Source organism: Paenibacillus xylanilyticus (assembly GCF_013359935.1).
Lineage (GTDB): Bacteria > Bacillota > Bacilli > Paenibacillales > Paenibacillaceae > Paenibacillus > Paenibacillus xylanilyticus.
The window spans coordinates 1-24,325 of sequence record NZ_JABMCB010000158.1 but is presented as its reverse complement, the minus strand read 5'-3'; the positions used below and the strand labels follow the sequence as shown (position 1 = coordinate 24,325).

The window sequence follows — 24,325 nt, the reverse complement described above, 5'->3', positions numbered from 1 at the left end:
TAACGCTAGGAATGAGGAACAGGTATGGAGGCTTTACGCTGGAACAAGCTGGTGAATCACGTGCTGGAGGCAGCGGAAGAGCATCAGTTATGGGTTCCCGGGGATCGGATCATCGTCGCTGTATCGGGCGGACCGGACTCGGTGGCTTTTTTGCATATTATGCATGAGATCAGCACAACACATGTTCCACTGGAACTGGTCTGTGCTCATGTGCATCATGGATTTCGCATTGAATCTGATGATGAGGCTGAAATGGTCGGGAAACTGGCAGATCAGCTAAATATCCCGTTTGAGTGCGCAAAGGTTGATATACCTTCTTATATGAAGCTTACCGGTCAGGGACCGCAGGAAGCAGCACGCGATAGGCGATATGCATTTCTGCATGAAGTGGCTGAGAAATACGGTGCGGCAAGCATCGCTCTTGCACATCATGCGGATGATCAGGCAGAGACAGTCATGCTTCATTTATTGCGTGGCAGCGGACTATCGGGGCTGGCGGGAATGAAGTTTAAACGGCACGAAAAAAATGTGGAACTTATTCGTCCATGTCTTCGTATAAACAAGACAGACCTTGTAGAAGCTTGTAATACTCAGGGATTTCTGTACTTTATGGATGAAAGCAATTCCCTGCGTAAATATCGGCGCAACGCCATTCGCTTGGATGTGCTTCCTTTTTTGGGGCAGTATAATGGACAGCTCACGCCGTCTTTGAATCGGCTTGCCGAAATTGTGGGCGATGAAGACGATTTCATGGAGCAAGGTGCATATGACGCATACAGGTGTCTAGTGCAGGTGAACGGCGGAAGGCAAACCTTTGAGGTGCCTTCCTTTTTGAAGTTACATGTCGCTTTACAACGAAGGTTGATTAAACTAATATTGAATTATCTGCCTTTGGACAGTGATTTTGTCGACTTTACCCGTATCGAAACCATTCGCCGCAAGGTGACCCAGCCTTATGCGAAGACCTGGAGCCTAGATATAGGACAGACACTCGCTTGTACCCGGGAGTATGATCTGGTATCCTTCGGCAAACGGACGGACGTACAGGATCAATCTTTCGAGTATCGTCTCGTGCAATGGAACGGAACTTATGAGCTTTCACTCAGGGAGATTGACCGATATCTTCGGATCATTCCTATGAGTCCCGAGGACTATATTGTACCGGAATCGGCGGATCAGGCCGCATTTGATGCGGATCAACTGCTCATGCCGCTGGTTGTGCGTTCACGGTTACCTGGAGATACCATGAAAGTCATGGGATTAAACGGAAGCAAAAAGGTGAAAAATATTTTCATCGATGAAAAAATCCCCCCCTCTGTCCGTCCACTTATTCCTGTGGTTTGTGATGGAGCAGGCAACATTGTCTGGTTGCCGGGTGTTCGCCGATCAAGTATTGCACCGGTGAAGGAGGATACTTCCGCCATCCTGTACATGACTGTAGGCAATTCAGCGATTCAGGGGTAGTGGTTATGGTTCAGGTAAGGCTTTCATAGTATAACTTAGGAGGTTCGCACAGTTGCAGAACGACATTCAGGAAGTATTGATCAGTGAAGAAGAAATTCAAAGTAAAGTCAAGGAATTAGGCGCAACACTAAGTGCCGAATATGCAGGTCGCAATCCTTTGGTCATTTGTGTGCTCAAGGGTGCGTTTATATTTATGGCTGATTTGGTTAAAAACATAACGGTACCTGTTGAGATGGATTTCATGGCAGTATCCAGTTATGGAGCATCCACCAAAACGTCGGGCGTTGTTAAGATCATCAAAGATCTCGACGTTTCGGTTGAAGGACGTGAGGTTCTCATTGTGGAGGATATTATCGACAGTGGACTGACGCTCAGTTACTTAATTGAACTGCTCCAAAATCGCGGCGCCGAATCCGTGCGAGTGGTTACGCTTTTTGACAAGCCTTCAGGCCGCAAGGTTGAGCTTGAAGCTCATTACACCGGCTTTGACATTCCTGACGCGTTTATCGTTGGATATGGTCTGGATTATGCCGAGAAGTACCGGAACCTCCCTTACATCGGGATTTTGAAACCGGAAGTATACAGCAGTTAATGCAAATGCTAGCTCCAAGCCCTGATCTGCTTGTGGCTTCTGTTGAGAAGCCATGTCGGGCTATGTTAAAATAATTAAAGTGTCTCGAGAGGAGGTAGGGGATGAATCGGTTCATCCGGAATTCTGGTTTTTATTTGATTCTTTTTTTAGTCGTGGTGGGCATAGTGCAGTTCGTCAGCAATGGCGGCGAAGCCACAGATAATCCTAGATATGATCAGTTGCGCACGGCGGTTAAGGCGAACAACATCTCGGAATTGACGGTTCAATTCGACGGTCAGTCTTTTCTTGTGACCGGTCAATATAGAGAGAAGCCTAGCGAAGCCAAATCAGAAAATTTCTCAACGTACATTCCTCCTACGGATGAAGCGATTAGTGAACTTGTAGCGGCAAGTGAAGCTAATAATTTCAAGTTGAATCAGGAGCCAATGAGAGGTGACAGCATCTGGCTGACACTTCTGACATCCTTTATTCCTTTGATCATTATGTTCCTGCTGTTCTTCTTCCTGTTCAATCAGGCGCAAGGCGGCGGCGGCAAAGTAATGAACTTTGGTAAAAGCCGTGCCCGTCTCTACAACGAAGAGAAGAAGCGGGTTACATTTGAAGACGTCGCAGGTGCGGATGAAGAGAAGCAGGAACTGGTTGAGGTCGTTGACTTCCTCAAGGATCCTCGCAAATTCGCAGCTGTAGGTGCACGGATTCCTAAGGGCGTACTGCTCGTGGGGCCACCGGGTACTGGTAAAACGTTGCTCGCTCGTGCCGTTGCCGGTGAAGCGGGTGTACCTTTCTTCAGTATCTCGGGTTCCGACTTCGTCGAAATGTTTGTCGGTGTCGGTGCATCCCGTGTACGTGACTTGTTTGAAAATGCGAAGAAAAATGCCCCATGTATCATCTTTATTGACGAGATTGATGCAGTAGGCCGTCAGCGTGGAGCTGGCCTTGGCGGTGGTCACGATGAACGTGAACAAACGCTTAACCAGTTGCTCGTTGAAATGGACGGATTTGGAGCCAATGAGGGAATTATCATTGTTGCTGCAACCAACCGTGCAGACATTCTGGACCCTGCCTTGCTGCGTCCGGGACGTTTTGACCGTCAAATTACGGTTGACCGCCCTGATGTAAAAGGCCGTGAAGCTGTACTGAAAGTACACTCCCGCAACAAACCACTCACCAAAGATGTGAAGCTGGACATTATTGCGAAGCGTACGACAGGCTTCTCTGGTGCGGATCTTGAAAATCTCTTGAACGAAGCGGCATTGCTTGCAGCACGCCGTAACCGCAGAGACATTTCCATGAAAGAAGTTGACGAGGCAATTGACCGTGTCATCGTAGGTACGGAGAAGAAAAGCCGTGTCATCAGCGATCGCGAGAAACGGATCGTTGCTTATCACGAGGCAGGTCATACCATCGTAGGATACTTCCTGGAACATGCCGATATGGTACATAAAGTGACCATTATTCCGCGCGGACGTGCGGGTGGATATGTAATCATGTTGCCAAAAGAAGATCGCATGCTGGTTACCAAGCAAGAACTTCTGGACAAAGTTACGGGACTCCTCGGAGGTCGCGTGGCAGAAGAACTGTTCATTGGTGAAATTGGTACTGGCGCATACAGTGACTTCCAACAAGCGACAGGTATTGTTCGCAGCATGGTTATGGAGTACGGTATGAGTGAGAAATTGGGACCTATGCAATTCGGAAGTTCACAAGGACAGGTATTCCTTGGACGGGATATCGGACATGAACAGAATTACTCGGATTCCATTGCCTATGAGATTGATCAGGAAATGCAGCGCTTTATCAATGAATGTTATGAGAAATGTAAAGACTTGCTCGTAAAACATACAAAAGAAATGCATCTGATCGCTCAAACGTTGCTTGAAGTGGAGACACTGGAAATGGATCAGATCAAACAATTGATCGAGACAGGTTCCCTTTCTCCAAAAGCGGAGAGCGATAATGATAATGAAGGTACGCCAAATGAAGGCGGAGAGCCAATCGTCGACAACATCGGTGATGTGCGCGTTCGTATTCAAGGCAAAGATGAAACACCTGAGCCTCCAGCAGGAGATATCCCTAACGATGCTCCGAATCTGGATAAAGGCAACAGCAATGATCCGGATGATGGCGGGACGAAGCCGACATCTTAATCTAAATGCTACACAATCTGTTTCTTGGAACAGATAAGAGGAGAGCCGAAAGGCTCTCTTTTTTTGTCCGCATTATTCAAATTGCAGAGATAATGATAACTGCGAGCTAGAGCGCGAACTACGCAGGAAATGGATGATTAGAGCGTTGTTCTGTATCCTTTTCATTTATTGACAGAGTCGTGAACGTTGTGTACATTAGTTGTTAAACCGCTTGTGATTCGTTTCTCAAGCGAAAATAACGACGCAGATAGTCACAGGAAACAGCGCATGGCGCTGTCCCGTTAAAGGAGAGGATCACAGGTGGAAGCTCTGGCTTTAGAGCGCAAGGCTGAGATGAACCGGGAGCTGCGAGAGCGGCTGATGGAGTTGAAGAAGGAACGTAACGCTATTATTCTTGCTCATTATTACCAACGTGACGAAGTACAGGAAGTCGCCGACTTTCGCGGAGATTCATTCCTGCTTGCCCAGAAGGCCGCACAAACTGACGCGGATGTCATTGTGTTCTGTGGGGTTCATTTTATGGGTGAAAGCGCTAAAATTCTTGCCCCGAACAAAACGGTTATTATTCCGGATGAACGCGCAGGATGCCCGATGGCAGACATGGTGAATGTTGAAGGATTACGCAAACTGAAAGCGCAGCATCCAAATGCAAAAGTAGTGACTTACATCAATTCCTCAGCGGAGATCAAGGCTGAGACCGACATCTGTTGTACATCGGCCAATGCGGTCCGAGTTATTCAATCTGTTGATTCCGATGAGATTATCTGGGTGCCGGATAAAAACCTGGGGCATTATGTCCAGCAGCACACAGACAAAAAAATGATCATCTGGGAAGGGTACTGCAACACTCACGATATGCTGACCGTAAAAGACGTCGTCGAGATGAGAGCAAAATATCCAAATGCCGAGTTTGTCGTGCATCCGGAATGCCGCCCGGAAGTAGTGGAGATGGGGGATTTTGTAGGCAGCACGACAGCCATCCTTGAATATTGTAAAAATTCTTCGACCAAGGAATTTATCGTAGGAACAGAAGATGGCACTGGATATCAGCTGCGTCTCGATAGCCCGGATAAAGAGTTCCATTTTGCCACCAAGTTTCTTGTGTGTCCAAATATGAAGGTCAACAACCTGAAGAAGCTGGTTAAATGCCTGGAAACGATGAAGCCGCAAATCTACGTACCACCGGCCGTTGCCGACAAAGCCAGAGAATCGCTAGAGCGCATGTTACTGGTGAAGTAGCATGCGCTACTCTTGCTCCGAGACAGGTGAATAGGATGATACCGCAATATTTAGTGGATTTTGATCTGTCCGCACTGCCCATGGTAGAGACGGATGTACTGGTTATTGGTTCCGGCATCGCTGGGTTGTTTACAGCAATCAGGGCGAGCGAACATAACCGGGTGTTGATGATCACGAAGAAGTCATTATTGGAGAGCAATACCCGTTATGCACAGGGAGGCATCGCTGCGGTAATCGCTGAAGATGACTCTCCTGCATACCATCTGCAGGATACACTTGTGGCTGGAGCGGGCCTATGTCGCCCAGAGGCAGTAGAAGCATTGGTAAATGAAGGCCCGGATGGAGTGAAGGAACTGATTCGTCTGGGCACGTTATTTGATGTGGAGAACGGCGAGCTGGCGTTGACGCAGGAAGGTGCGCACAGCCACCGCCGTATTTTGCATGCGAATGGAGATGCGACTGGATATGAGATCGTGAGGGCTCTTGCAGCTCAAGCAAGTGAACATCCTGGCATAGAGGTATGGGATGAGCATTTTGTAATCGATCTGATCACGGATCACGGAGAATGCGTGGGGGCTCTGGTTCAGAAGCCGGATGACTCACAGGTATTCGTTAAGGCACGGGCTACCGTGCTCTGCTCCGGCGGGGCTGGGCAGTTGTATCGCTACACAACCAATCCGGAGGTGGCTACCGCCGATGGTGTTGCCATGGCCTATCGTGCGGGTGCAGTCATTCGGGATATGGAATTCATCCAATTCCATCCGACCTCCTTATGTTATCCGGGAGCCCCACGTTTCCTGGTATCTGAAGCGGTACGGGGTGAAGGTGCTTATTTGCGCAATATAAAAGGCGAGCGGTTTATGGAACGTTACCATGCACAGCTTGAACTGGCACCGCGTGATATTGTAGCGAGAGCAATTGTCAGTGAGATGGAGACGACAAACAGCACATTTGTGTATCTGGATATAACTCATGAGCCAGCTGAGATGATCAAGCATCGATTCCCTACCATATATGAAACCTGTATGCGGTACGGACTGGATATGACCACAGACTGGATTCCGGTCGCTCCTGCAGCTCACTATATGATGGGCGGCGTTAAGACGGACTTAAACGGGGAGAGCAGTATCGGCAGGTTGTTCGCTTGTGGAGAGGTATCGTCCACCGGGGTACACGGAGCCAATCGATTAGCGAGCAACTCTTTGTCCGAAGCGATTGTGTTTGGGCATCGAATTGTTGAGCGTATTCAATCACTGCCTATGCTTAACTCAACTCAGGTAGGAAGCCCCCTACAGCGTAGCAGAGAGAATGAAATAATGTCCGGACAACAACCTATTTCCGAACGGCGATTGCGTCTGCAGAAGATGATGGTTCGTCAGGTGGGTCTGCGACGTAACGGTGTCCATCTGCAAGAAGCCATGGATAAGCTAAGAAGCGAAATGAACATTTTCGACCACGTGCTTACGCACAAGGAAGAGATGGAATACGCCAACCTTTTGACCTGTGCCTGGCTGGTAACCAGTGGAGCGTTACACCGACAGGAAAGTAGAGGGGCACACTACCGTGAGGATTTCCCCCTGCGTGACGATGCCGTTTGGCAGAAGCATAGTTTGCAGCAACGAGAACAAGCGATTGTGGAGGAATTGATGTCATGATACTGAACGGATATAATGAAGGACTCATTGAATCCATTAGAAACTGGCTTCGTGAGGATGTTGGATCAGGGGATGTTACCACAAGTGTGACTATTCCGGCAGGCCACCAATCCAAGGCAGTCATTCACGCCAAAGACAACGGAATCATTGCAGGCATACCGGTAGCTGAACTGGTATTTCAGGTGGTAGACCCTACACTTGTTTTTAAGCCGATGGTGCAGGACGGAGACCGGGTTACACGGGGAACAACACTGGTGGAAGTGGAGGGAAGTACCCACAGTCTGCTGACGGGTGAACGGCTGGCTCTGAATCTGCTGCAGCGCATGTCCGGCATTGCTACCCGCACACGTTCGTATGTAGATGCATTAGAGGGTCTTTCCACGCGATTGGTCGATACTCGCAAAACAACACCAGGCCATCGCATGCTTGAGAAGTATGCTGTCCGCATTGGTGGAGGGGCCAATCATCGATTCGGACTGTACGATGCGGTTATGATCAAGGATAACCACATTAAGGGTGCAGGCGGCATCACAGAAGCTGTGCAACGGGCACGGGCCGTCATTCCGCATACGATGACCATTGAGGTGGAGACGGAAAATCTTACACAGGTACAGGAAGCCTTGCAGGCAGGCGCAGATATCATTATGCTGGACAATATGCACCCGGATCAGATGCGTGAAGCCGTTGCAGTTATTCACGAACAGGCTCCACATGTGAAGGTGGAAGCATCGGGCAATGTCTCTCTGGATACCATCCGGGGGATTGCCGAGAGTGGTGTGGATGTAATTTCGGTTGGAAGGTTAACCTATTCTTTCGAGAGCCTCGACATCAGCCTGGATTTAAACGAAAAGAAAGAGGGGTGAACCTCTTTGATTCTTGTTGTAGACGTGGGCAACAGCAATATCGTACTCGGCGTGTATCAAGGCCGGGCGTTGCTCCATCATTTTCGCTTGAGTACATCCCGTCAGTCGACAGTGGATGAATACGGCGTATTGATTTATAATTTATTTCATATGTCGGATATATCAACCCGCGACATTGAAGGAGTAATCATCTCATCGGTGGTTCCTCCGCTGGTACATGTCATGGAAGCGATGTGTGAAAAATATGTTGGTAAAAAACCCATGGTTGTAGGACCTGGTATCAAAACGGGTCTGAACCTGAGGTATGAGAATCCGCGCGAGGTAGGCGCAGATCGTATTGTGAATGCCGTGGCAGCCGTTGAAAAATACGGTGGTCCACTTGTGGTCGTTGATTTCGGTACAGCTACGACATTTGACTGCATTGATGAAAAAGGCCACTATCTGGGTGGGGCCATCGTACCGGGGATTCATATTGCCACCGAAGCGCTCTATGAGCGGGCTTCCAAGCTGCCTCGCATTGAACTGGAGAAGCCGAAGAAGGTCATTGGACGCAATACCGTACATGCCATGCAGGCAGGCATTATTTATGGCTATGCTGGACAGGTCGACGGGATTGTTGAGCGCATTCGGGAAGAGATGGGCGCACAGCCCAAAGTCATTGCAACCGGGGGACTTGCACCACTGATTGCAGAGGAAACCCGCAGCATCGAGGAAGTCGATCCGCTGCTTACGCTTGAAGGGCTGCGTATCATTTATGAGCGGAACCGGGAAAGGTAAGGAAAGAGACGGCATACAGCGGGCTGATTTTTAACAGTCTTATGTAATGTGCCGTTTTTTCTGTAAATTGAACGAAGTTATAAGTTAAACGAATGATTCACACAGTTCAACGTATAAAAATTCAATTTATATATCGTGTGTCAGAAATAATATGGTGATACGCCAAAGGAGGCTGAATGACTTGGAAAACAACAACAAACAGGACCGCTTGATTCGCGGAACAGCAATGGAAGGACGGGTTAGAGCCTTTGCTGTCCAAACGACGGAGTTGGTTGAAGAACTGCGCAGAAGACATGATACGTTTCCCACGGCTACAGCTGCCATGGGGCGTACGGTTACAACTGCAGCAATTATGGGTGCAATGCTTAAAGGTAAAGAGAAATTGACCATTCAAGTCAAGGGAGATGGCCCCATTGGACAGATCGTTGCCGATGCCAATGCCAAAGGCGAAGTTCGTGGCTATGTGACGAATCCGCATGTACATTTGCCGAGCAACAGCATGGGTAAGCTTGACGTTAGAGGAGCGGTTGGCACAGAGGGGTTTGTCAACGTAACGAAGGATCTTGGTTTGAAGGAACCTTATCGTGGCAGTGTACCGATCATATCGGGAGAGCTCGGCGAAGACTTTACGTACTATTTTGCCAAATCGGAGCAGACGCCTTCAGCCGTAGGAGTTGGTGTACTTGTAGATACTGATAATTCTGTCATTGTTTCGGGCGGATTCATTATACAACTGCTGCCAGGGTTAACGGATGATGAAATTACCGTAATCGAGAACGCGATTGGTACACTGCCTCCTGTGACAACGTTGCTGGAACAAGGGCTTGAACTGGAAGAGCTGCTTAAACGTGTACTGCCTGATGTACAGGTCATGGATGGAATGGACATTCATTTCCAATGTGAGTGTTCCAGGGAACGGGTCGAGAAAACATTGATCAGCCTCGGCCAACACGAAATGGAACAACTGATTGAAGAAGAAGGCAGAGCCGAAGTAGTGTGCCAGTTCTGTAATGAAGCCTATGAATTCAACAAGGAACAACTCGAGACCATTCTAGAGCAAGCCAAGAACTGATATAAGCGGGGACGGGACGCGGAATGACGAGACAGGAAAAAGGGCTGTGGACGGCTGTAATTGTCTTGACGCTCGGCATGTTGGTTATGGGTACGGTTATGGTGGTGCAGGGGATCAGACCGGGACGTGACGAAGCAGACGCACCCCATGATGCCGGTCAGGAAGAAGGAAGCACAATTGCCACGATTAATGGAGAGGTCATTACGGACAAGGAATGGACCGATGCACTGAAAAGACGTTATGGCAGCGATATGCTCCTTCAGATGCTGAACCGTAAAGCCGTTTATGCGGAGGCTGTGGTTCGAGACCTGACAGTCACTCCGGAAGAGATCGCAAAGGAACTGGCTGCAGCGATGGATGGCTATGATTCGGAACAGGCCTATTATGACGAGATGAAGTCCCAGCTCGGCCTGACGCGACAGGAACTTGAACTGGAAGCTGGTTATCGGCTTTTGCTAGAGAAGATTGCTACGAGCGGCATTCAGGTCAAGGATGCAGATATTGAGCGTTACTGGAATGATCACCGCGAGGATTTCGTTTCTCCCGAGAAATACGATCTGTCCATGATTTTGGTGGAGAAGGAAGCAAAAGCCAATGCGTTGCTGGATGATTTGGAGCAGGGTGCAAACTTTGAAGATATGGCGAGAGCTGAATCGACGGATAGTTTCACCCGTGACTCCGGTGGGCGACTTGGCTGGATTGAACAGAATGATCCGTTTCAGTCCGAAGACATCATGAATTTGGCCGAAGAACTCGATATTGGCGATATTGCTGGGCCGGTACAGGTCGAAGAAGGATATGCCATTATTAAACTAAATGACAAACAGGATGCTCAGGCTCAGTCCGCAGAAGAGGTACGTGAAGATATCCGGATGCAGCTGGCTCTTAGTGAGGCTGATCCACTTCCCCAAGTGGAAGAGAGGCTTCGTAACAAGTATGAGGCCGTGATCATTGCCGAGATTCCAGCTTCCTGATTGATTTGACCGATCGATGGATTGTGACGCTGCATCGTGATAAAAATACTCTGTCTACAGCCTTAGGGCCCAGGACAGAGTATTTTTTTGAGTACTCATATTGACAATAAGGTGCAAGGTTGATAAGATAAAAATAATAAATACCTACTCGTTTACTCGGAATAAAGGCAGTGTATATACCTAAGAAACCTTCGGAAACCTCAGATCCAGTCTATGGGTAAGTTATTAGGCCGGCTGGAGTTAAGGGATTTCCGCAGTTCTTCTATAAACATCAAGAGGCTGCCCCGGCCGCACAATATAAGTAACAGGACTTAAGTATTATTCATCCCACTAAGGAGGGCATTCATATGGCTAAAGTTGTTAATAACGTAACAGAACTCATCGGAGGTACTCCGCTTGTTCGTCTGAACCGTATCGTACCTGAAGGCAGTGCTGAAGTATTCGTGAAACTTGAGTATCAGAATCCGGGTTCGAGCGTTAAGGACCGTATTGCGATTAGCATCGTGGAAGAAGCGGAAAAAGAAGGCAAGCTGAAACCAGGTGATACCATCATCGAGGCAACCAGTGGCAATACGGGAATCGGACTTGCAATGGTAGCTGCAGCTAAAGGCTATAAGTCTGTCATTGTAATGCCTGAAACGATGAGCTTGGAGCGTCGCAACTTGCTTCGTGCCTATGGTTCTGAGCTTGTGCTCACGCCGGGATCCGAGGGAATGAACGGCGCAGTCAAAAAAGCGGAAGAATTGCTCAAGGAAAATCCAAGTTACTTTATGGCTGAGCAGTTCAAAAATAAAGCGAACGTAAAAATTCACCGTGAGACAACAGGTCCTGAGATCGTTGAAGCGATTCAATCTGTTGGCGGTACATTGGATGCTTTTGTTGCAGGAATCGGTACAGGCGGAACAATCACGGGTACAGGTGAAGTACTGAAGGAAGCCTTCCCGTCGATCAAAATCGTTGCTGTAGAGCCAGCTGCATCACCGATTCTGGCAGGCGGCAAACCTGGTCCTCACAAAATCCAGGGAATCGGAGCCAACTTTATCCCTGAGATTCTCGACCAAGAAATCTATGATGAAATCATTCACATTGAGAATGATGATGCATTCGAAACCGCTCGCCAGGTAGCGAAGGAAGAGGGCATTCTGTCGGGTATTTCTTCCGGTGCAGCAATTCGTGCAGGTTTGCAAGTAGCCAAACAGCTGGGTGCAGGCAAACGTGTCGTTGTCATCGTGCCAAGTAACGGTGAACGTTACCTAAGCACACCACTTTACAACTTCGAAGGTTAAGAGTAACCATGATGAAACTGATCCTCCTTGCCCACATGATGGGTAGGGAGGATTTTTTGCTGAATGCTTTTAAAAGGGGCGGCGCTTTAGTATACTATCAGACAATAGAACTAGCGACAGATGGAGGGCGGCTAACCGCGATGACACACCTGATGACAACATACGCCGACTGGACAGAGTGGGCCGGACAAGGATGGACCATGATGCCTTATATGATCAAGTCGGATAAAGGGCCGGTTCATGGCGGTTTACCGTTAACATGGGAAGCGGCTTGGCACGAGGCTTCGCCTTATGCAATGGTGCTGGAGAATGGCAAGGGTGGAAGATATACCTTTCTGGGGTTGCACCCGGTATCCGTTATTTCAGGCAAGGGTTATGAAGCGGTCATTCATGATTTGAAAGAGGGATCAACATCGACGGATACGGGTAAGCCGCTGGACGTGTTACAAAGGTGGTTAGCTCCGTACACCGCTCCCAAAGTGAGCGGTGCTCCGGACTTTGGTGGGGGAAGCACAGGCTATCTAAGCTATGACGTAGCCAGGTCACTGGAGAAGCTGCCAACCTTGGCTGAAGATAACCCGGCCCTGCCGGATTATTGGTGGATGCGCTTTGAGGAGATTTGGGCATATGATCATGAACAAGAAGCGCTGTACTGCATGGTGCATCTGCCGTTAGGAGCTGAACCGGACGAGGCCTATCTTCAAAGCTTATATGCAGAGGCTCAAGTACGTGCAGAGGCCATGCGGCAGCGCTGGTTGCATATTCTGGGCTTTGCACAGGCGGAAGAGCAGCAGCAGGCATTGGAGCATCGCAGCATGCAGATGCATCTGGCTCAGCAGCAGGAAGACGCTGATAAGGAAACAGAGGGCTGGCAGACCTCTTTTCCTCAACAGGACTTTGAACAGGCTGTACGCACAGTGCAAGAGTATATCCGGCAGGGTGATGTGTTTCAGGTGAACCTTTCCCTGCGGCAGGAGAAGCCAATTCAATCCAGTGCAGAGCACATTTACGAATGGCTGCGCCTTGTGAACCCATCGCCTTATATGGGCATGCTTCGCAGCCCGGACTTCCAGCTCGTGAGCGGTTCGCCGGAGCTGCTTGTCAAAGTAAACAATGGCAAGGTCAGTGCACGTCCAATCGCAGGTACACGGAGAAGAGGCCGTAATGAGGCAGAGGATGAGGCAATGGCGGCTGAGCTGCTGAACAGTGAGAAGGAACGGGCCGAGCATATTATGCTGGTTGATCTGGAACGGAATGATATTGGAAGAATCGCAGCCTATGGTTCGGTTCATGTACCTGAACTCATGACCATCGAGAAGTATTCGCATGTGATGCATTTGGTTTCCCAGGTGGAGGGCAGACTGGCAGATGGTTTATCTGTATTTGATGTCATTGCGGCCACGTTTCCTGGTGGAACGATTACCGGTGCACCCAAAGTGCGGACGATGGAAATTATCGAGGAACTTGAGCCCGTCCGCCGAGGTCCGTATACAGGATCGATCGGGTGGATCGACTATAGTGGGAATATGGAGCTGAATATCGTCATTCGAACACTGGCCATCAAGGACGGTACTGGTTATGTACAAGCTGGAGCGGGTATTGTCATTGATTCCGATCCGTATCGGGAGTACAGGGAGTGCCGGAACAAGGCGAGAGCCATGATGAGGGCCGTGAATTATAGTGAGGAAGCGGAAGCAGCAGCAGTAGCGGTCAAACAAAAATAAACAATGCAACCGTCTCTGTATAGACGGAAGAAGAGGAGGAACAAGGATATGATACTGGTCATCGACAATTACGATTCCTTCACGTACAACCTGGTTCAATACCTGGGTGAACTGGGGGAGACGGTGGAGGTCCGCCGGAATGATGAGATTGATCTGGCAGGCATTGAGGCAATGGCACCTGAACATATTTTGATCTCCCCTGGACCATGTACTCCGAATGAAGCGGGCATCAGTCTGGCTGTCATCGATCACTTCAAGGGCAGTATTCCGATCTTTGGCGTTTGCCTGGGACATCAGGCTATCGGACAAGCCTTTGGAGGTAACGTCATTCGTGCCGATCGTATGATGCATGGCAAGACATCGGAGATGCATCATAACGGAACATCCGTATTTGCCGGACTGCCTTCTCCATTCACAGCAACCCGCTATCACTCTCTCATTGTGGAGCGCAGCAGTCTGCCGGATTGCCTGGAGATTACAGCTGAGACGGCAGAAGGCGAAATTATGGGACTGCGTCATAAGGAGTTCGCCATCGAAGGTGTGCAGTTCCATCCGGAATCGATCATTACGGACCACGGTCATCAGATGCTGCGCAACTTCCTGTCTCAGAAGGTGAAGGTATAGGCATGCAATACGCCGCGATAAACGGAAATGTAGTCCATATGGCGGCAGCCGTGGTTCCGGTGACGGATCACGGCTTTTTGTACGGACTTGGGTTGTTCGAGACATTTCGGACGTACCAGGGTGTTCCCTTTTTACTGGAGCATCATTTGGAACGAATGGCTGCAGGGTGTGCGGAGCTTGGTATTCCATTTACTACTACAACAGAAGAAGTGATGGACTGGATCAACCGTCTGCTGCAGGCAAACGAGCTTCAGGATGCATATGTGCGCTACACAATTTCGGCAGGTGAAGCTGCGCTTGGCCTGCCCTCCGGGGATTATGAGAGCCCTAATCATATCGTATTTGCAAAAGCATTACCTGAGCCCTCACCATCTCTATACGAGAGAGGCAAATTGCTTCAGTGCCTATCCACGGTGCGCAACACACCTGAAGGAAATATACGATTCAAATCACTGCATTACATGAACAGCATCCTTGCCAAGCGGGAGTTGAACGGTTACGGGGAGAGGGTCCAGGGAGCAGAAGGCCTGCAATTGACCCGGGACGGATATGTAGCTGAAGGTATTGTCAGCAATATATTCTGGGTTCGGCATGGCATCCTCTATACGCCCTCCATTGAGACGGGAATATTACCGGGCATCACGCGAGCGGTAGTCATGGAACTTGCAGCTCATATGGGAGTTACCTGTAATGAAGGGTTGTACTTTTGGGATGAGCTGCAGGAAGCAGATGAGATATTTTTGACAGGATCGGTTGCAGAGCTTGTCCCGGTTACCACTTTGCGAGGGCAGGACGGAAACAAAACGATAATCAGTAACGGACATATCGGCCCGGTTACAGCAGCACTTCTGAGTATGTACCGGCAGAAAGCGGGGTATACTTCATGACACTTACACCAGTCATATATGAACGGAACTATTCATGGGGGCCAGCAGAACTGAAGCTTGGCACACGGACACAGATTATGGGCATTCTGAATGTCACACCGGATTCTTTCTCTGATGGAGGACGGTATACCCAGGTAGAACAGGCAGTTGCCCATGCGATACAGATGATGGAGGATGGTGCAGATCTGATTGATATCGGCGGTGAATCCACACGGCCAGGTTCCGAAGCCGTCGGTGCCGAGGAGGAGCTCAGCCGAATCATTCCTGTAATCGAAGCGTTGCGGCAGGAAGCTCCGTACATTCCGATATCGGTAGATACCTATAAGGCGGAAGTTGCCCGCCAGGCCATTCTTTCGGGTGCCCACATTATTAATGATGTGTGGGGAGCCAAGGCAGACCCGGATATGGCAAGTACTGCCGCAGAACTGGGATGCCCCCTCATTTTAATGCACAATCGACCAGAACGGGATTACACAGATTATCTGAAAGATGTGGTTCGAGACCTGCAGGAAAGTATCCAAATTGCATTGCAGGCTGGAGTACACCCGGATCAGATTATTCTTGACCCTGGTATTGGCTTCGTGAAGGATCTTACGGAAAACCTGACGCTCATGTCATCCCTTGGTCTGCTTAACGAGATGGGGTACCCGGTTCTGCTGGCAACTTCACGGAAACGATTCATTCAGAACACCCTTCAGGTACAGGCCCATGATGCAGTGGAAGGGACGGCTGCAACGGTTGCATTCGGTATTGCCCAAGGCTGCCAGATGGTGCGGGTTCATGATGTTAAGCCGATCCGGCGGACGGCAGATATGTGTGATGCCATGTTATATGCCTCTCCGGGTCTGCGGAGGAAATAAATCGAGCGGGTATGGATGACCCGTGCGGTGGAAGCGCAGCGTTTTGCATGAGGTAACGAATGATCTTAGTAATACACAATCCCAACATTATAGAAGGCGGGCGGATATTATGGACAGAATGGTATTGCATCGAATGGAGTATTACGGATATCATGGCGTTTTTGCAGAAGAACGGAAGCTGGGACAGCGCTACTACATCGATCTGGAGCTGGATATGGACCTGGGGGAAGCGGGACGTACCGATGATCTGACCAAGACGGTTAATTATGCGGAGATCCATGAACTTGTTAAACATATCGTTGAAAATAAATCATTCCAGTTAATTGAAGCTTTGGGCGAACATATTGCATCTTCTTTACTGGACACTTATACTATTATCAATGCACTGACAGTTAAGGTGACGAAGCCGCATCCGCCGTTTGATATTCATTTTGAGGGCGTAACTGTAGAGCTTCGCCGCACAAGAAAGTGAGAACCGATCATGATCGCACATTCGACCTCTGAATATTCAGAGGCTTATATTGCTTTAGGGGCCAATTTGGGTGACCGGGAACAGACGCTGCTTGAAGCGTTAACGTTACTGGATGCACACCCTAATATAGTAGTCCTGCGCTGTTCATCTCTATATGAAACAGAACCAGTAGGGTATGTAGATCAGCCTTCGTTCCTGAATATGGCGGCTGCTGTACAGACGAATCTTACACCCGAGCAGCTGCTCACCGAATTGCTTGAAGTTGAGAACCGGCTTGGGCGAGTTCGCGATATTCGCTGGGGTCCTCGAACGGTAGATCTCGATTTGCTGTGGATGGCTGGAGAGAGCCGGGATACTGAATTGCTTCAACTACCGCATCCACGGATGGGAGAACGGGCTTTTGTGCTTGTTCCATTGTCAGATATCGTACCTGAAGGCGAGCTTTCAGGCTTGTATACCTATGTACACACATCGTTGTCTGTACTGGATGGAAAGGATGGAATACAGCTTTGGAAAACGTGCAACTGGCGAACCGAATCCGGGCCTTTCGGAAGCTGAAGGGTATGACACAACAGGAACTTGCCGCGGAGACTGGCATATCGCTGGCCATTCTGGGTACGATTGAACGGGGGAACCGCAAGGTATCCGAACAGGAGCTGAATCGCATTGCGAGCGTGCTGAGCATCAGCATTGAAGAATTACAGGGCAAGTAGAAAGACTTCACTGTCAGCATGAATTACACAATTGGTTTCACGAAGACACTTATCGTTAATCGTTAATCGTTGATTGTATATAGCCAACATAACCCGGATTCGTGCAAGAAAAATCTGTGGTAATTAGAAGGAGCGAAACAATAAAATGCTGAAAATCGGTGGCATTGAAATGAAAAACCAGGTCGTGCTTGCGCCGATGGCTGGCGTTTGTAATCCGGCTTTTCGTCTGATCGCAAAAGAATTCGGAACAGGCCTTGTATGTGCGGAGATGGTGAGTGGCAAGGCTATCGTGCATGGCAACAAGCGTACACGTGAGATGCTGTTTGTAGATGAGCGTGAGAAACCGCTGAGCCTGCAAATTTTTGGGGGCGACCGTCAAGCGCTTGTAGAAGCAGCCAAAATTGTGGACAAAGAAACCAACGCAGATATCATCGACATCAACATGGGCTGCCCTGTGCCAAAAGTGACGAACTGCGATGCAGGTGCACGTTGGTTGCTTGATCCAAACAAAATCTACGATATGGTATCCGCTGTAGTGGACGCGGTTGAGAAACCAGTGACAGTCAAGATGCGTATCGGCTGGGATAACGAGCACATCTACGTTGTGGAGAATGCACTTGCGGTTGAACGTGCTGGCGGACAGGCGGTAAGTGTGCACGGCCGTACACGTGAGCAGCTTTACACGGGTACTGCTGACTGGTCCCACATTAAAAATGTCAAAGAAGCTGTCTCCATCCCGGTTATCGGGAACGGAGATGTATCTTCACCGGAAGATGCCCGTCGCATGCTGGATGAAACGGGTTGTGACGGAGTCATGATCGGCCGAGCCGCACTGGGTAATCCCTGGATGCTGTATCGTACCATTCAATACCTGAGTTCCGGGGAATTGCTTCCCGATCCGAGCGCAGAAGAGAAAATCCGTGTAGCCATTCTCCATATGGACCGCCTGATTGCTCTGAAGAATGAGGCAGTAGCAGTGAAGGAGATGCGTAAACATCTGGCTTGGTACCTGAAAGGATTAAAAGGTTCTGCGCGCATCAAGGACGTTATCATGGAAGGAACGAGACGTGATGAGATGGTGCAAATTCTGGAGAACTTTGTAGGCCAGCTTCATAATGAAGAGTACAATGATGCAGAATCGGCTGTAGTCGAAAATGCATCCTAATCTTGTCCTGTAAAACGTTTACAGATACAAGGGGTGTAACATTGACTTTTCGAGACCGTTCCCCTATAATTTCACAGTATAAATTCGCCATGTGCGTTATAAGGCTAGTGCATCAGGAGGAACGTTCTGTTTCTCCGGAGAACTTCATATAGTTTTGAAGATATATGCGGTCGGAGCTCTGTAATCAGCATGGGTTCCGTTGCCGTGCAATCAAATTATTCCCATGACAGGAGAATCGGTTGAGATGAGCGATAAGGAAGTTATCCTTACACAAGAGGGACTCAAGAAGCTGGAAGAAGAACTGGAAACACTGAAATCGGTTAAGCGCCGCGAAGTGGCTGAACGGATCAAAGTAGCCATCGGGTATGGGGATATTAGTGAAAACTCCGAATACGAAGACGCGAAGAATGAGCAGGCCTTCATTGAGGGTCGTATCATCACTCTGGAGAAAATGCTCCGGAATGCGCGGATTATCAACAGCGATGAGATTGATACCGATGCGGTGAGCGTAGGTGCAACCGTTACTGTAGAAGATCTGGAATTCGGAGACATTACAGAGTACACGATCGTAGGTACCGCGGAATCCAATCCGCTTCAGAACAAAATATCGAATGAAAGCCCTGTTGGAAAAGCCATTTTGGGTAAGAAAAAAGGTACTGTTGTTGACGTAAGCGTACCAGCTGGCGTAATTCAATATAAAATTGTAGATATTAAGAAGCAATAGTTATTGTATTGTAATGAAGCAGTCGGGCACTGAGACAAAAGCTTCCTTAGGGAAGCTTTTTTCAACATTTGAGGAAGAACACATCTGAGGATGTCTGCAATGTAAATAAGGAGATGAATATAGATCATGACGGATGAAGTCTTGAATCAGGAAACCGAACTTAGCGAGCTTTTGCAAATTCGCCGCGACAAATTGGACGAGCTCCGCAAATTGGGAATCGACCCTTTTGGCCAAAAATACGTACGTACCGAAGAAGCCGGTTCTATTCTGAAGAAGTATGAAACACTGACCAAGGAAGAGCTGGAAGAGAAGCAGATCGAAGTCAGTATTGCCGGACGGATTATGGCGAAGCGGGGAATGGGTAAGGCAAGCTTTGCACATATTCAGGACCTGAGCGGCAGAATCCAGATCTATGTTCGTCAGGATACCGTTGCAGAAGACAAGTTTGCAGCATTTAGCCTGCTCGATCTTGGTGATATTGTAGGTGTTAGCGGGGTAGTGTTCAAGACCAAAACCGGTGAGACATCTGTTAAAGTCAAAGATCTGGAGGTGCTCTCCAAATCGCTCTACCCGCTTCCGGATAAATACCATGGTCTCACGGATGTAGAACTGCGTTATCGTCAGCGCTATGTTGACCTGATCATGAACCCTGAAGTACAACAGACCTTCATTACACGTTCGAAAATCATTCAGTCGATGCGCCGCTATCTGGACTCCCTTGGCTATCTTGAAGTGGAAACTCCTACACTGCACAGCATCGCTGGTGGAGCCGCTGCCCGTCCATTCATTACGCATCATAATGCGCTCGATATGGAACTGTACATGCGCATTGCGATTGAGCTTCACTTGAAACGTCTGATCGTAGGCGGCTTGGAAAAGGTATATGAAATCGGCCGTGTATACCGGAATGAGGGGATGTCGACTCGTCATAACCCTGAGTTCACCATGATTGAGTTGTATGAGGCTTATGCTGATTATAAAGATATCATGCAGTTGACTGAAAATCTGGTGGCCCATATTGCACAGGAAGTGCTGGGTACGCAGGTTATCCAATATGCGGATTACCAAGTGGACCTTACACCACAATGGCGTAGAGTAACCATGGTAGACGCAGTTAAAGAAGTTGTAGGTGTTGACTTCTCCGTGCATATGACAGATGAAGAAGCTCACCGTCTTGCAAAAGAACACAAGGTTCCAGTTGAACCGCACATGACGTTTGGTCACATTCTGAACGCATTCTTCGAACAGTTTGTTGAAGAAACACTGATCCAACCGACGTTCATTATGGGTCATCCGGTTGAGATCTCTCCACTGGCGAAGAAAAGTGATGCAGATCCGCGCTTCACAGACCGCTTCGAGCTGTTTATCGTTGGACGCGAGCACGCCAATGCCTTTACCGAGCTGAACGATCCAATTGATCAGCGTCAACGCTTTGAGGCACAGCTGCTTGAGAAAGAGCATGGAAACGATGAAGCACATGAAATGGATGACGACTTCATCCGTGCCCTGGAATACGGTATGCCACCAACAGGTGGACTGGGCATCGGGATTGATCGCCTGATCATGCTGCTGACCAATTCGCCTTCGATTCGTGACGTACTGCTCTTCCCACACATGCGTCCACGTACGCAAGAATAATAAGGAACGTATTACACGTTCATAATAGAAGAGGAACCTGCCGTTCAGTATCATGCTGGGGCAAGTTCCTCTTTAGGTTTACATAGGATGCTTTACATGGTTTCTTGGTTCGTTTGATCTGATTACAGATTGTATTATGTTAAAAGAGGTGCCCTTCATGAAATTCAGGCTTCACATTGCCAAATTTCTGTCACCCCCGCTTATCCTGGTTGGCGGTTTCCTGCTGATTATTGCCATTGGCACCGTTTTGCTGATGCTGCCCATTTCAAACCGAAGCGGTGAGCATTTGGCATTTATTGATGCGTTATTTACGTCGACTTCAGCAGCATGTGTGACTGGACTCGTCGTAGTAGATGTAGGAACTACCTTCAACCTGTTTGGTCAGATTGTCATCATGGTGCTCATGCAGCTCGGTGGACTGGGCTTCATGACCATTGCAACGCTGTTTGCGCTAGTGTTGGGTAAACGGATCTCCCTGAAGGACAGGCTGCTTCTGAAAGAGGCGATTAATGCAGACAGCATGGAAGGCATTGTGCGCATTATCCGGAAGGTGTTGATCTTTTCTTTTACCATTGAGGGTGTGGCTGCTGTGATTCTGGCGCTGCGCTGGGCAACGGAGATGCCTTTGGGACAAGCCGCATACTACGGCATATTCCACTCGGTTTCCCTGTTTAATAACGGAGGATTTGACCTATTTGGCAACAGCTTTCAGTATTATACGGGAGATTGGCTATTTAACCTGACTGCATCCGTGCTTGTTATATCAGGTGGACTCGGCTTTGTGGTGTTGAATGATCTGTTTGAGTATCGCAAACGCCGCCGTTTATCCTTGCAGTCGAAGCTTGTGCTCTCCGTGTCAGGCGGGCTCATTGGAATTGGGGCAGTGGTGCTCTTTATCTTTGAATTCACCAATGGACATACCCTGGCCTCGCTTAGCTGGCCTGAAAAGATCTATGCCTCCATCTTCCAGTCTGTTTCTACACGTTCGTCCGGAACAAGCTCGATTGATATCACCCAGATGAGACAAGCTACCCAGTTTTTCTTCATTTTGCTGATGTTTATCGGTGCTTCACCGGGCTCAACCGGCGGTGGGATTAAGACAACAACGTTCCTGATCATGATTGGAGCTGTATACGCCATGATTCGCGGTAATAAGGATATCGTATTTTTCCGTCATCGTGTTCCGAAGGAACTCCTTATGAGAGCGTTGACCATCATAATGGTCTCGTTAATTATTTTCATGGTGGTGGTGATGCTCCTGCTTACGACAGAGGATTCGCCATTCCTGCCACTGATGTTTGAAGCCGCTTCTGCAATCGGTACGGTGGGTTTGTCGGTAGGAGTGACTCCTGAGCTGACGGATGCGGGGAAAATCATTATCTCCTTTACCATGTTTATTGGACGGATCGGACCATTAACCATTGCATATGCGCTTCGTCCGCGCAAAGAGAAGAAGTTGTATCGTCATCCGGAGGGTCGCATTATCATCGGATAAACAAAAAAACCGTCAGACATTCGAGCTAACTCCTGTTATCAAAGGGGATCAGCTTCAGAGTGACTGTCGGTTTTTTGTGTTTTTGCAGGACTAACACTCAACTTATGCAATAATCTACTGCAAAGAGACTGCTGGAGGTGCTATTCATGCCCTCGACATAATGAAGCAAGATGTAAAGAGAGAATATCCTCCATGACCTTGGCAGTCACCTGATCAGGTCGAAGAACGGCATGAATGGCCAAACCATCCACCAGGGCATACAAACGTTCTATTTCAAGTTCTCTATCGAGATCAACCCTAGAGAGATCAAGTTTAACGAGGTACATTATTACGGTAGCCACAGCTTGTCTGAGTTCATCATATACCTTATCGGCAAGCTCTTTGAGAGCTGGGTCAGTTTTGGACTTGGCTGTAAAAGCATACCACACCTCCATTTCAGCCAATTTTTCGTCCGTGGTTGGCATGAATTCAAGCAGCAAACGTTTCATGTTGTCCATGGGAGCACCGTTGAATGACATCTGCTGAATTCGGCTTGATACCCGCTCGGATACCAGATTCATTGCATATAGGAGTAATTCGGATTGGGTTGAGAAATAGTGACGCATAGAACCGGCGGATATTCCCGCTTCTTCAGCAATATTCCGTACAGATGCCTGCTCCATCCCATCTCTTCGGATGATGCGCCAAGCTGCTTCAGCAACGAGCAGACGCTGTTTATCGTGATCTACTATTTTAGGCATACACGAATTATATCATGGTTGCTTAATATAATACAAATGTGCTAAATTGTATTTAATACATTTGTGCTATTAAAGGAGGAGTTAATTTGATCGCCTATTTTATTATAGGGTGTGAGATTGCCTTTTGGGTTTTCGTTGCTGCTGGATTAAGCGTAAGGTATTTGCTCGGAATGAAGCGCTTGGGAGTGACGTTGCTGATGGCAACGCCCATTATCGATCTATTGTTATTAGTGGCTACCGTTATGGATCTGCAGCGAGGCGCTACGGCAAGTATGGTCCATGGAATAGCAGCCATATATATAGGAGTCAGTATCGCTTATGGTCACCAGATGATTGCATGGGCAGATCGATATTTTCTATTCTGGTTCAAGGATGGGGAGAGTCCACGCAGCAGGAAGGCGTATGGAAGCGAATATGCAAGTAAGGAACGGAGTGGATGGTTTCGACACCTGGCGGCCTATATCATAGGAACTGCATTCTTACTGGGTATGACTTGGTGGATTGGTGATGCTACTCGCACAGAAGCGTTCATGAATATCGTTAGAGTTTGGGGGATTGTGCTGGTCATCGATTTTGTAATTAGCTTCAGCTATACCTTGTGGCCACGAAAGGTGCCTGCGAAGAAAGTAAAGTGAAATGAGATAAAGATTAAGTAGAAACTTGAGTAAAAGAAGAGCAGTTATGAGGCATGCGTGTGTTGTGGGAATTTAATTCAAGTATATGCATGCCGTTGATGTAGTGATTGATGTAAGTGTGAGAATGGAGGGATGTATAGAGATGTTGATTTGTTATAACACCTTAGTATAAGGTTTATAACTTTTTTCGAAAAAAGACTTGCATAAAAAATCTGTACATGGTATATTCTAATTCCGGACAAGAAAACACGAGAAACACGGTGCGGTAAGCAAACCAAATAAGCTTCGAAAGAAACTTAAAAAAAGTGCTTGCTAAATTGGTTCGGATATGATAAGATATAAAAGTTGCTGAAGAGAACAACACTCGGATGCAAACGAAGTTTGATCTTTGAAAACTGAACAACGAGTGAGTAATCATCCTGCTTGCAGGATGAATGTGAAGGTTTTTGGTACATGCCATCTGGCTGTATGAAAACCGGAACACAATTGAGATTTTTAATCTCGTCAGATTCAAAATGAGCTAATCGCTCTTTTCAATACTTTATTGGAGAGTTTGATCCTGGCTCAGGACGAACGCTG

The 24,325-nt window shown here is 48.2% G+C and carries 23 protein-coding genes; 22 read left to right on the top strand and 1 reads right to left on the bottom strand.

The genetic code is table 11. The features are described from left to right. The first annotated feature begins 24 nt into the window (after positions 1 to 24). From tilS to HP552_RS05590, 21 genes are all read left to right on the top strand, one after another. Positions 25 to 1,464, top strand: coding sequence for a tRNA lysidine(34) synthetase TilS (tilS, locus tag HP552_RS05690; RefSeq protein ID WP_175394612.1), 1,440 nt, complete (start codon positions 25 to 27; stop codon positions 1,462 to 1,464). Between the two features lie 52 nt (positions 1,465 to 1,516). Continuing rightward, positions 1,517 to 2,056, top strand: a complete 540-nt coding sequence (gene hpt, locus HP552_RS05685; protein ID WP_175394611.1) for a hypoxanthine phosphoribosyltransferase — start codon at positions 1,517 to 1,519, stop codon at positions 2,054 to 2,056. A 101-nt stretch (positions 2,057 to 2,157) separates the two neighbouring features. Then, positions 2,158 to 4,203 (top strand): ATP-dependent zinc metalloprotease FtsH, encoded by a 2,046-nt coding sequence (gene ftsH / locus HP552_RS05680; RefSeq protein ID WP_175394610.1) that lies wholly within the window; start codon positions 2,158 to 2,160, stop codon positions 4,201 to 4,203. A 300-nt stretch (positions 4,204 to 4,503) separates the two neighbouring features. After that, positions 4,504 to 5,442 (top strand): quinolinate synthase NadA, encoded by a 939-nt coding sequence (gene nadA / locus HP552_RS05675; protein ID WP_175394609.1) that lies wholly within the window; start codon positions 4,504 to 4,506, stop codon positions 5,440 to 5,442. A gap of 35 nt (positions 5,443 to 5,477) precedes the next feature. Next, positions 5,478 to 7,097, top strand: a complete 1,620-nt coding sequence (gene nadB / locus HP552_RS05670) for an L-aspartate oxidase (protein WP_175394608.1) — start codon at positions 5,478 to 5,480, stop codon at positions 7,095 to 7,097. Beyond that, on the top strand, positions 7,094 to 7,960 hold the full coding sequence (gene nadC, locus HP552_RS05665) for a carboxylating nicotinate-nucleotide diphosphorylase (RefSeq protein ID WP_175394607.1): 867 nt from the start codon (positions 7,094 to 7,096) through the stop codon (positions 7,958 to 7,960). The genes nadB and nadC overlap by 4 nt, the downstream gene beginning before the upstream one ends. A 6-nt stretch (positions 7,961 to 7,966) precedes the next feature. Continuing rightward, on the top strand, positions 7,967 to 8,737 hold the full coding sequence (locus tag HP552_RS05660) for a type III pantothenate kinase (RefSeq protein WP_175394606.1): 771 nt from the start codon (positions 7,967 to 7,969) through the stop codon (positions 8,735 to 8,737). Between the two features lie 181 nt (positions 8,738 to 8,918). Continuing rightward, on the top strand, positions 8,919 to 9,809 hold the full coding sequence (gene hslO, locus HP552_RS05655; RefSeq protein WP_281366010.1) for an Hsp33 family molecular chaperone HslO: 891 nt from the start codon (positions 8,919 to 8,921) through the stop codon (positions 9,807 to 9,809). Between the two features lie 23 nt (positions 9,810 to 9,832). Beyond that, on the top strand, positions 9,833 to 10,783 hold the full coding sequence (locus tag HP552_RS05650; RefSeq protein ID WP_175394604.1) for a peptidyl-prolyl cis-trans isomerase: 951 nt from the start codon (positions 9,833 to 9,835) through the stop codon (positions 10,781 to 10,783). Positions 10,784 to 11,130: 347 nt separating this feature from the next. Beyond that, positions 11,131 to 12,069 carry a cysteine synthase A gene (cysK, locus tag HP552_RS05645; RefSeq protein WP_175394603.1) on the top strand — a complete coding sequence of 313 codons (939 nt, stop codon included), beginning with the start codon at positions 11,131 to 11,133 and terminating at the stop codon, positions 12,067 to 12,069. Between the two features lie 140 nt (positions 12,070 to 12,209). Beyond that, on the top strand, positions 12,210 to 13,793 hold the full coding sequence (locus HP552_RS05640; protein ID WP_175394643.1) for an anthranilate synthase component I family protein: 1,584 nt from the start codon (positions 12,210 to 12,212) through the stop codon (positions 13,791 to 13,793). Between the two features lie 48 nt (positions 13,794 to 13,841). Further along, a complete protein-coding gene (gene pabA / locus HP552_RS05635; RefSeq protein ID WP_175394602.1) occupies positions 13,842 to 14,417 on the top strand; it encodes an aminodeoxychorismate/anthranilate synthase component II in 576 nt (191 codons plus the stop codon). Positions 14,418 to 14,419: 2 nt separating this feature from the next. Further along, positions 14,420 to 15,304: an aminodeoxychorismate lyase gene (gene pabC / locus HP552_RS05630; protein WP_175394601.1), complete on the top strand. Its 885-nt coding sequence runs from the start codon at positions 14,420 to 14,422 to the stop codon at positions 15,302 to 15,304. Continuing rightward, positions 15,301 to 16,164, top strand: a complete 864-nt coding sequence (gene folP, locus HP552_RS05625) for a dihydropteroate synthase (RefSeq protein WP_175394600.1) — start codon at positions 15,301 to 15,303, stop codon at positions 16,162 to 16,164. The genes pabC and folP overlap by 4 nt, the downstream gene beginning before the upstream one ends. Positions 16,165 to 16,273: 109 nt before the next feature. Next, complete coding sequence (gene folB, locus HP552_RS05620; protein ID WP_095362233.1) at positions 16,274 to 16,636, top strand: dihydroneopterin aldolase; 363 nt, start codon at positions 16,274 to 16,276, stop codon at positions 16,634 to 16,636. A gap of 9 nt (positions 16,637 to 16,645) precedes the next feature. Continuing rightward, complete coding sequence (folK, locus tag HP552_RS05615) at positions 16,646 to 17,194, top strand: 2-amino-4-hydroxy-6-hydroxymethyldihydropteridine diphosphokinase (protein WP_175394599.1); 549 nt, start codon at positions 16,646 to 16,648, stop codon at positions 17,192 to 17,194. After that, a complete protein-coding gene (locus HP552_RS05610) occupies positions 17,146 to 17,349 on the top strand; it encodes a helix-turn-helix domain-containing protein (RefSeq protein WP_175394598.1) in 204 nt (67 codons plus the stop codon). The genes folK and HP552_RS05610 overlap by 49 nt, the downstream gene beginning before the upstream one ends. A gap of 145 nt (positions 17,350 to 17,494) precedes the next feature. Then, positions 17,495 to 18,514 (top strand): tRNA dihydrouridine synthase DusB, encoded by a 1,020-nt coding sequence (gene dusB, locus HP552_RS05605; RefSeq protein WP_175394597.1) that lies wholly within the window; start codon positions 17,495 to 17,497, stop codon positions 18,512 to 18,514. 244 nt (positions 18,515 to 18,758) lie between these two features. Then, entirely contained in the window at positions 18,759 to 19,238 is a 480-nt protein-coding gene (gene greA / locus HP552_RS05600) for a transcription elongation factor GreA (RefSeq protein ID WP_095293395.1), read from the top strand. A 126-nt stretch (positions 19,239 to 19,364) separates the two neighbouring features. After that, positions 19,365 to 20,876 carry a lysine--tRNA ligase gene (gene lysS / locus HP552_RS05595; protein WP_175394596.1) on the top strand — a complete coding sequence of 504 codons (1,512 nt, stop codon included), beginning with the start codon at positions 19,365 to 19,367 and terminating at the stop codon, positions 20,874 to 20,876. Positions 20,877 to 21,033: 157 nt separating this feature from the next. Next, the gene (locus tag HP552_RS05590; protein WP_175394595.1) at positions 21,034 to 22,371 is read left to right on the top strand and encodes a TrkH family potassium uptake protein; all 1,338 of its coding nucleotides are present in this window, start codon (positions 21,034 to 21,036) and stop codon (positions 22,369 to 22,371) included. A 140-nt stretch (positions 22,372 to 22,511) separates the two neighbouring features. On the opposite strand, the gene HP552_RS05585 is transcribed toward HP552_RS05590, so the two are convergent. Then, positions 22,512 to 23,111: a TetR/AcrR family transcriptional regulator gene (locus tag HP552_RS05585; protein ID WP_175394594.1), complete on the bottom strand. Its 600-nt coding sequence runs from the start codon at positions 23,109 to 23,111 to the stop codon at positions 22,512 to 22,514. A gap of 86 nt (positions 23,112 to 23,197) precedes the next feature. Between HP552_RS05585 and HP552_RS05580 the strand changes: the two genes are divergently transcribed. Further along, complete coding sequence (locus HP552_RS05580; RefSeq protein WP_175394593.1) at positions 23,198 to 23,746, top strand: 2TM domain-containing protein; 549 nt, start codon at positions 23,198 to 23,200, stop codon at positions 23,744 to 23,746. Positions 23,747 to 24,325: the final 579 nt, after the last annotated feature.

What these genes read in the sequence shown, in the direction of transcription:
- tilS (WP_175394612.1), top strand. Translation starts at nt 25, where the DNA reads ATGGAGGCTTTACGCTGGAACAAGCTGGTGAATCACGTGCTGGAGGCA.
- ftsH (WP_175394610.1), top strand. Translation starts at nt 2,158, where the DNA reads ATGAATCGGTTCATCCGGAATTCTGGTTTTTATTTGATTCTTTTTTTA.
- nadB (WP_175394608.1), top strand. Translation starts at nt 5,478, where the DNA reads ATGATACCGCAATATTTAGTGGATTTTGATCTGTCCGCACTGCCCATG.
- nadC (WP_175394607.1), top strand. Translation starts at nt 7,094, where the DNA reads ATGATACTGAACGGATATAATGAAGGACTCATTGAATCCATTAGAAAC.
- HP552_RS05650 (WP_175394604.1), top strand. Translation starts at nt 9,833, where the DNA reads ATGACGAGACAGGAAAAAGGGCTGTGGACGGCTGTAATTGTCTTGACG.
- cysK (WP_175394603.1), top strand. Translation starts at nt 11,131, where the DNA reads ATGGCTAAAGTTGTTAATAACGTAACAGAACTCATCGGAGGTACTCCG.
- HP552_RS05640 (WP_175394643.1), top strand. Translation starts at nt 12,210, where the DNA reads ATGACACACCTGATGACAACATACGCCGACTGGACAGAGTGGGCCGGA.
- pabA (WP_175394602.1), top strand. Translation starts at nt 13,842, where the DNA reads ATGATACTGGTCATCGACAATTACGATTCCTTCACGTACAACCTGGTT.
- pabC (WP_175394601.1), top strand. Translation starts at nt 14,420, where the DNA reads ATGCAATACGCCGCGATAAACGGAAATGTAGTCCATATGGCGGCAGCC.
- folP (WP_175394600.1), top strand. Translation starts at nt 15,301, where the DNA reads ATGACACTTACACCAGTCATATATGAACGGAACTATTCATGGGGGCCA.
- folB (WP_095362233.1), top strand. Translation starts at nt 16,274, where the DNA reads ATGGACAGAATGGTATTGCATCGAATGGAGTATTACGGATATCATGGC.
- folK (WP_175394599.1), top strand. Translation starts at nt 16,646, where the DNA reads ATGATCGCACATTCGACCTCTGAATATTCAGAGGCTTATATTGCTTTA.
- dusB (WP_175394597.1), top strand. Translation starts at nt 17,495, where the DNA reads ATGCTGAAAATCGGTGGCATTGAAATGAAAAACCAGGTCGTGCTTGCG.
- greA (WP_095293395.1), top strand. Translation starts at nt 18,759, where the DNA reads ATGAGCGATAAGGAAGTTATCCTTACACAAGAGGGACTCAAGAAGCTG.
- lysS (WP_175394596.1), top strand. Translation starts at nt 19,365, where the DNA reads ATGACGGATGAAGTCTTGAATCAGGAAACCGAACTTAGCGAGCTTTTG.
- HP552_RS05590 (WP_175394595.1), top strand. Translation starts at nt 21,034, where the DNA reads ATGAAATTCAGGCTTCACATTGCCAAATTTCTGTCACCCCCGCTTATC.
- HP552_RS05585 (WP_175394594.1), bottom strand. Translation starts at nt 23,111, where the DNA reads ATGCCTAAAATAGTAGATCACGATAAACAGCGTCTGCTCGTTGCTGAA.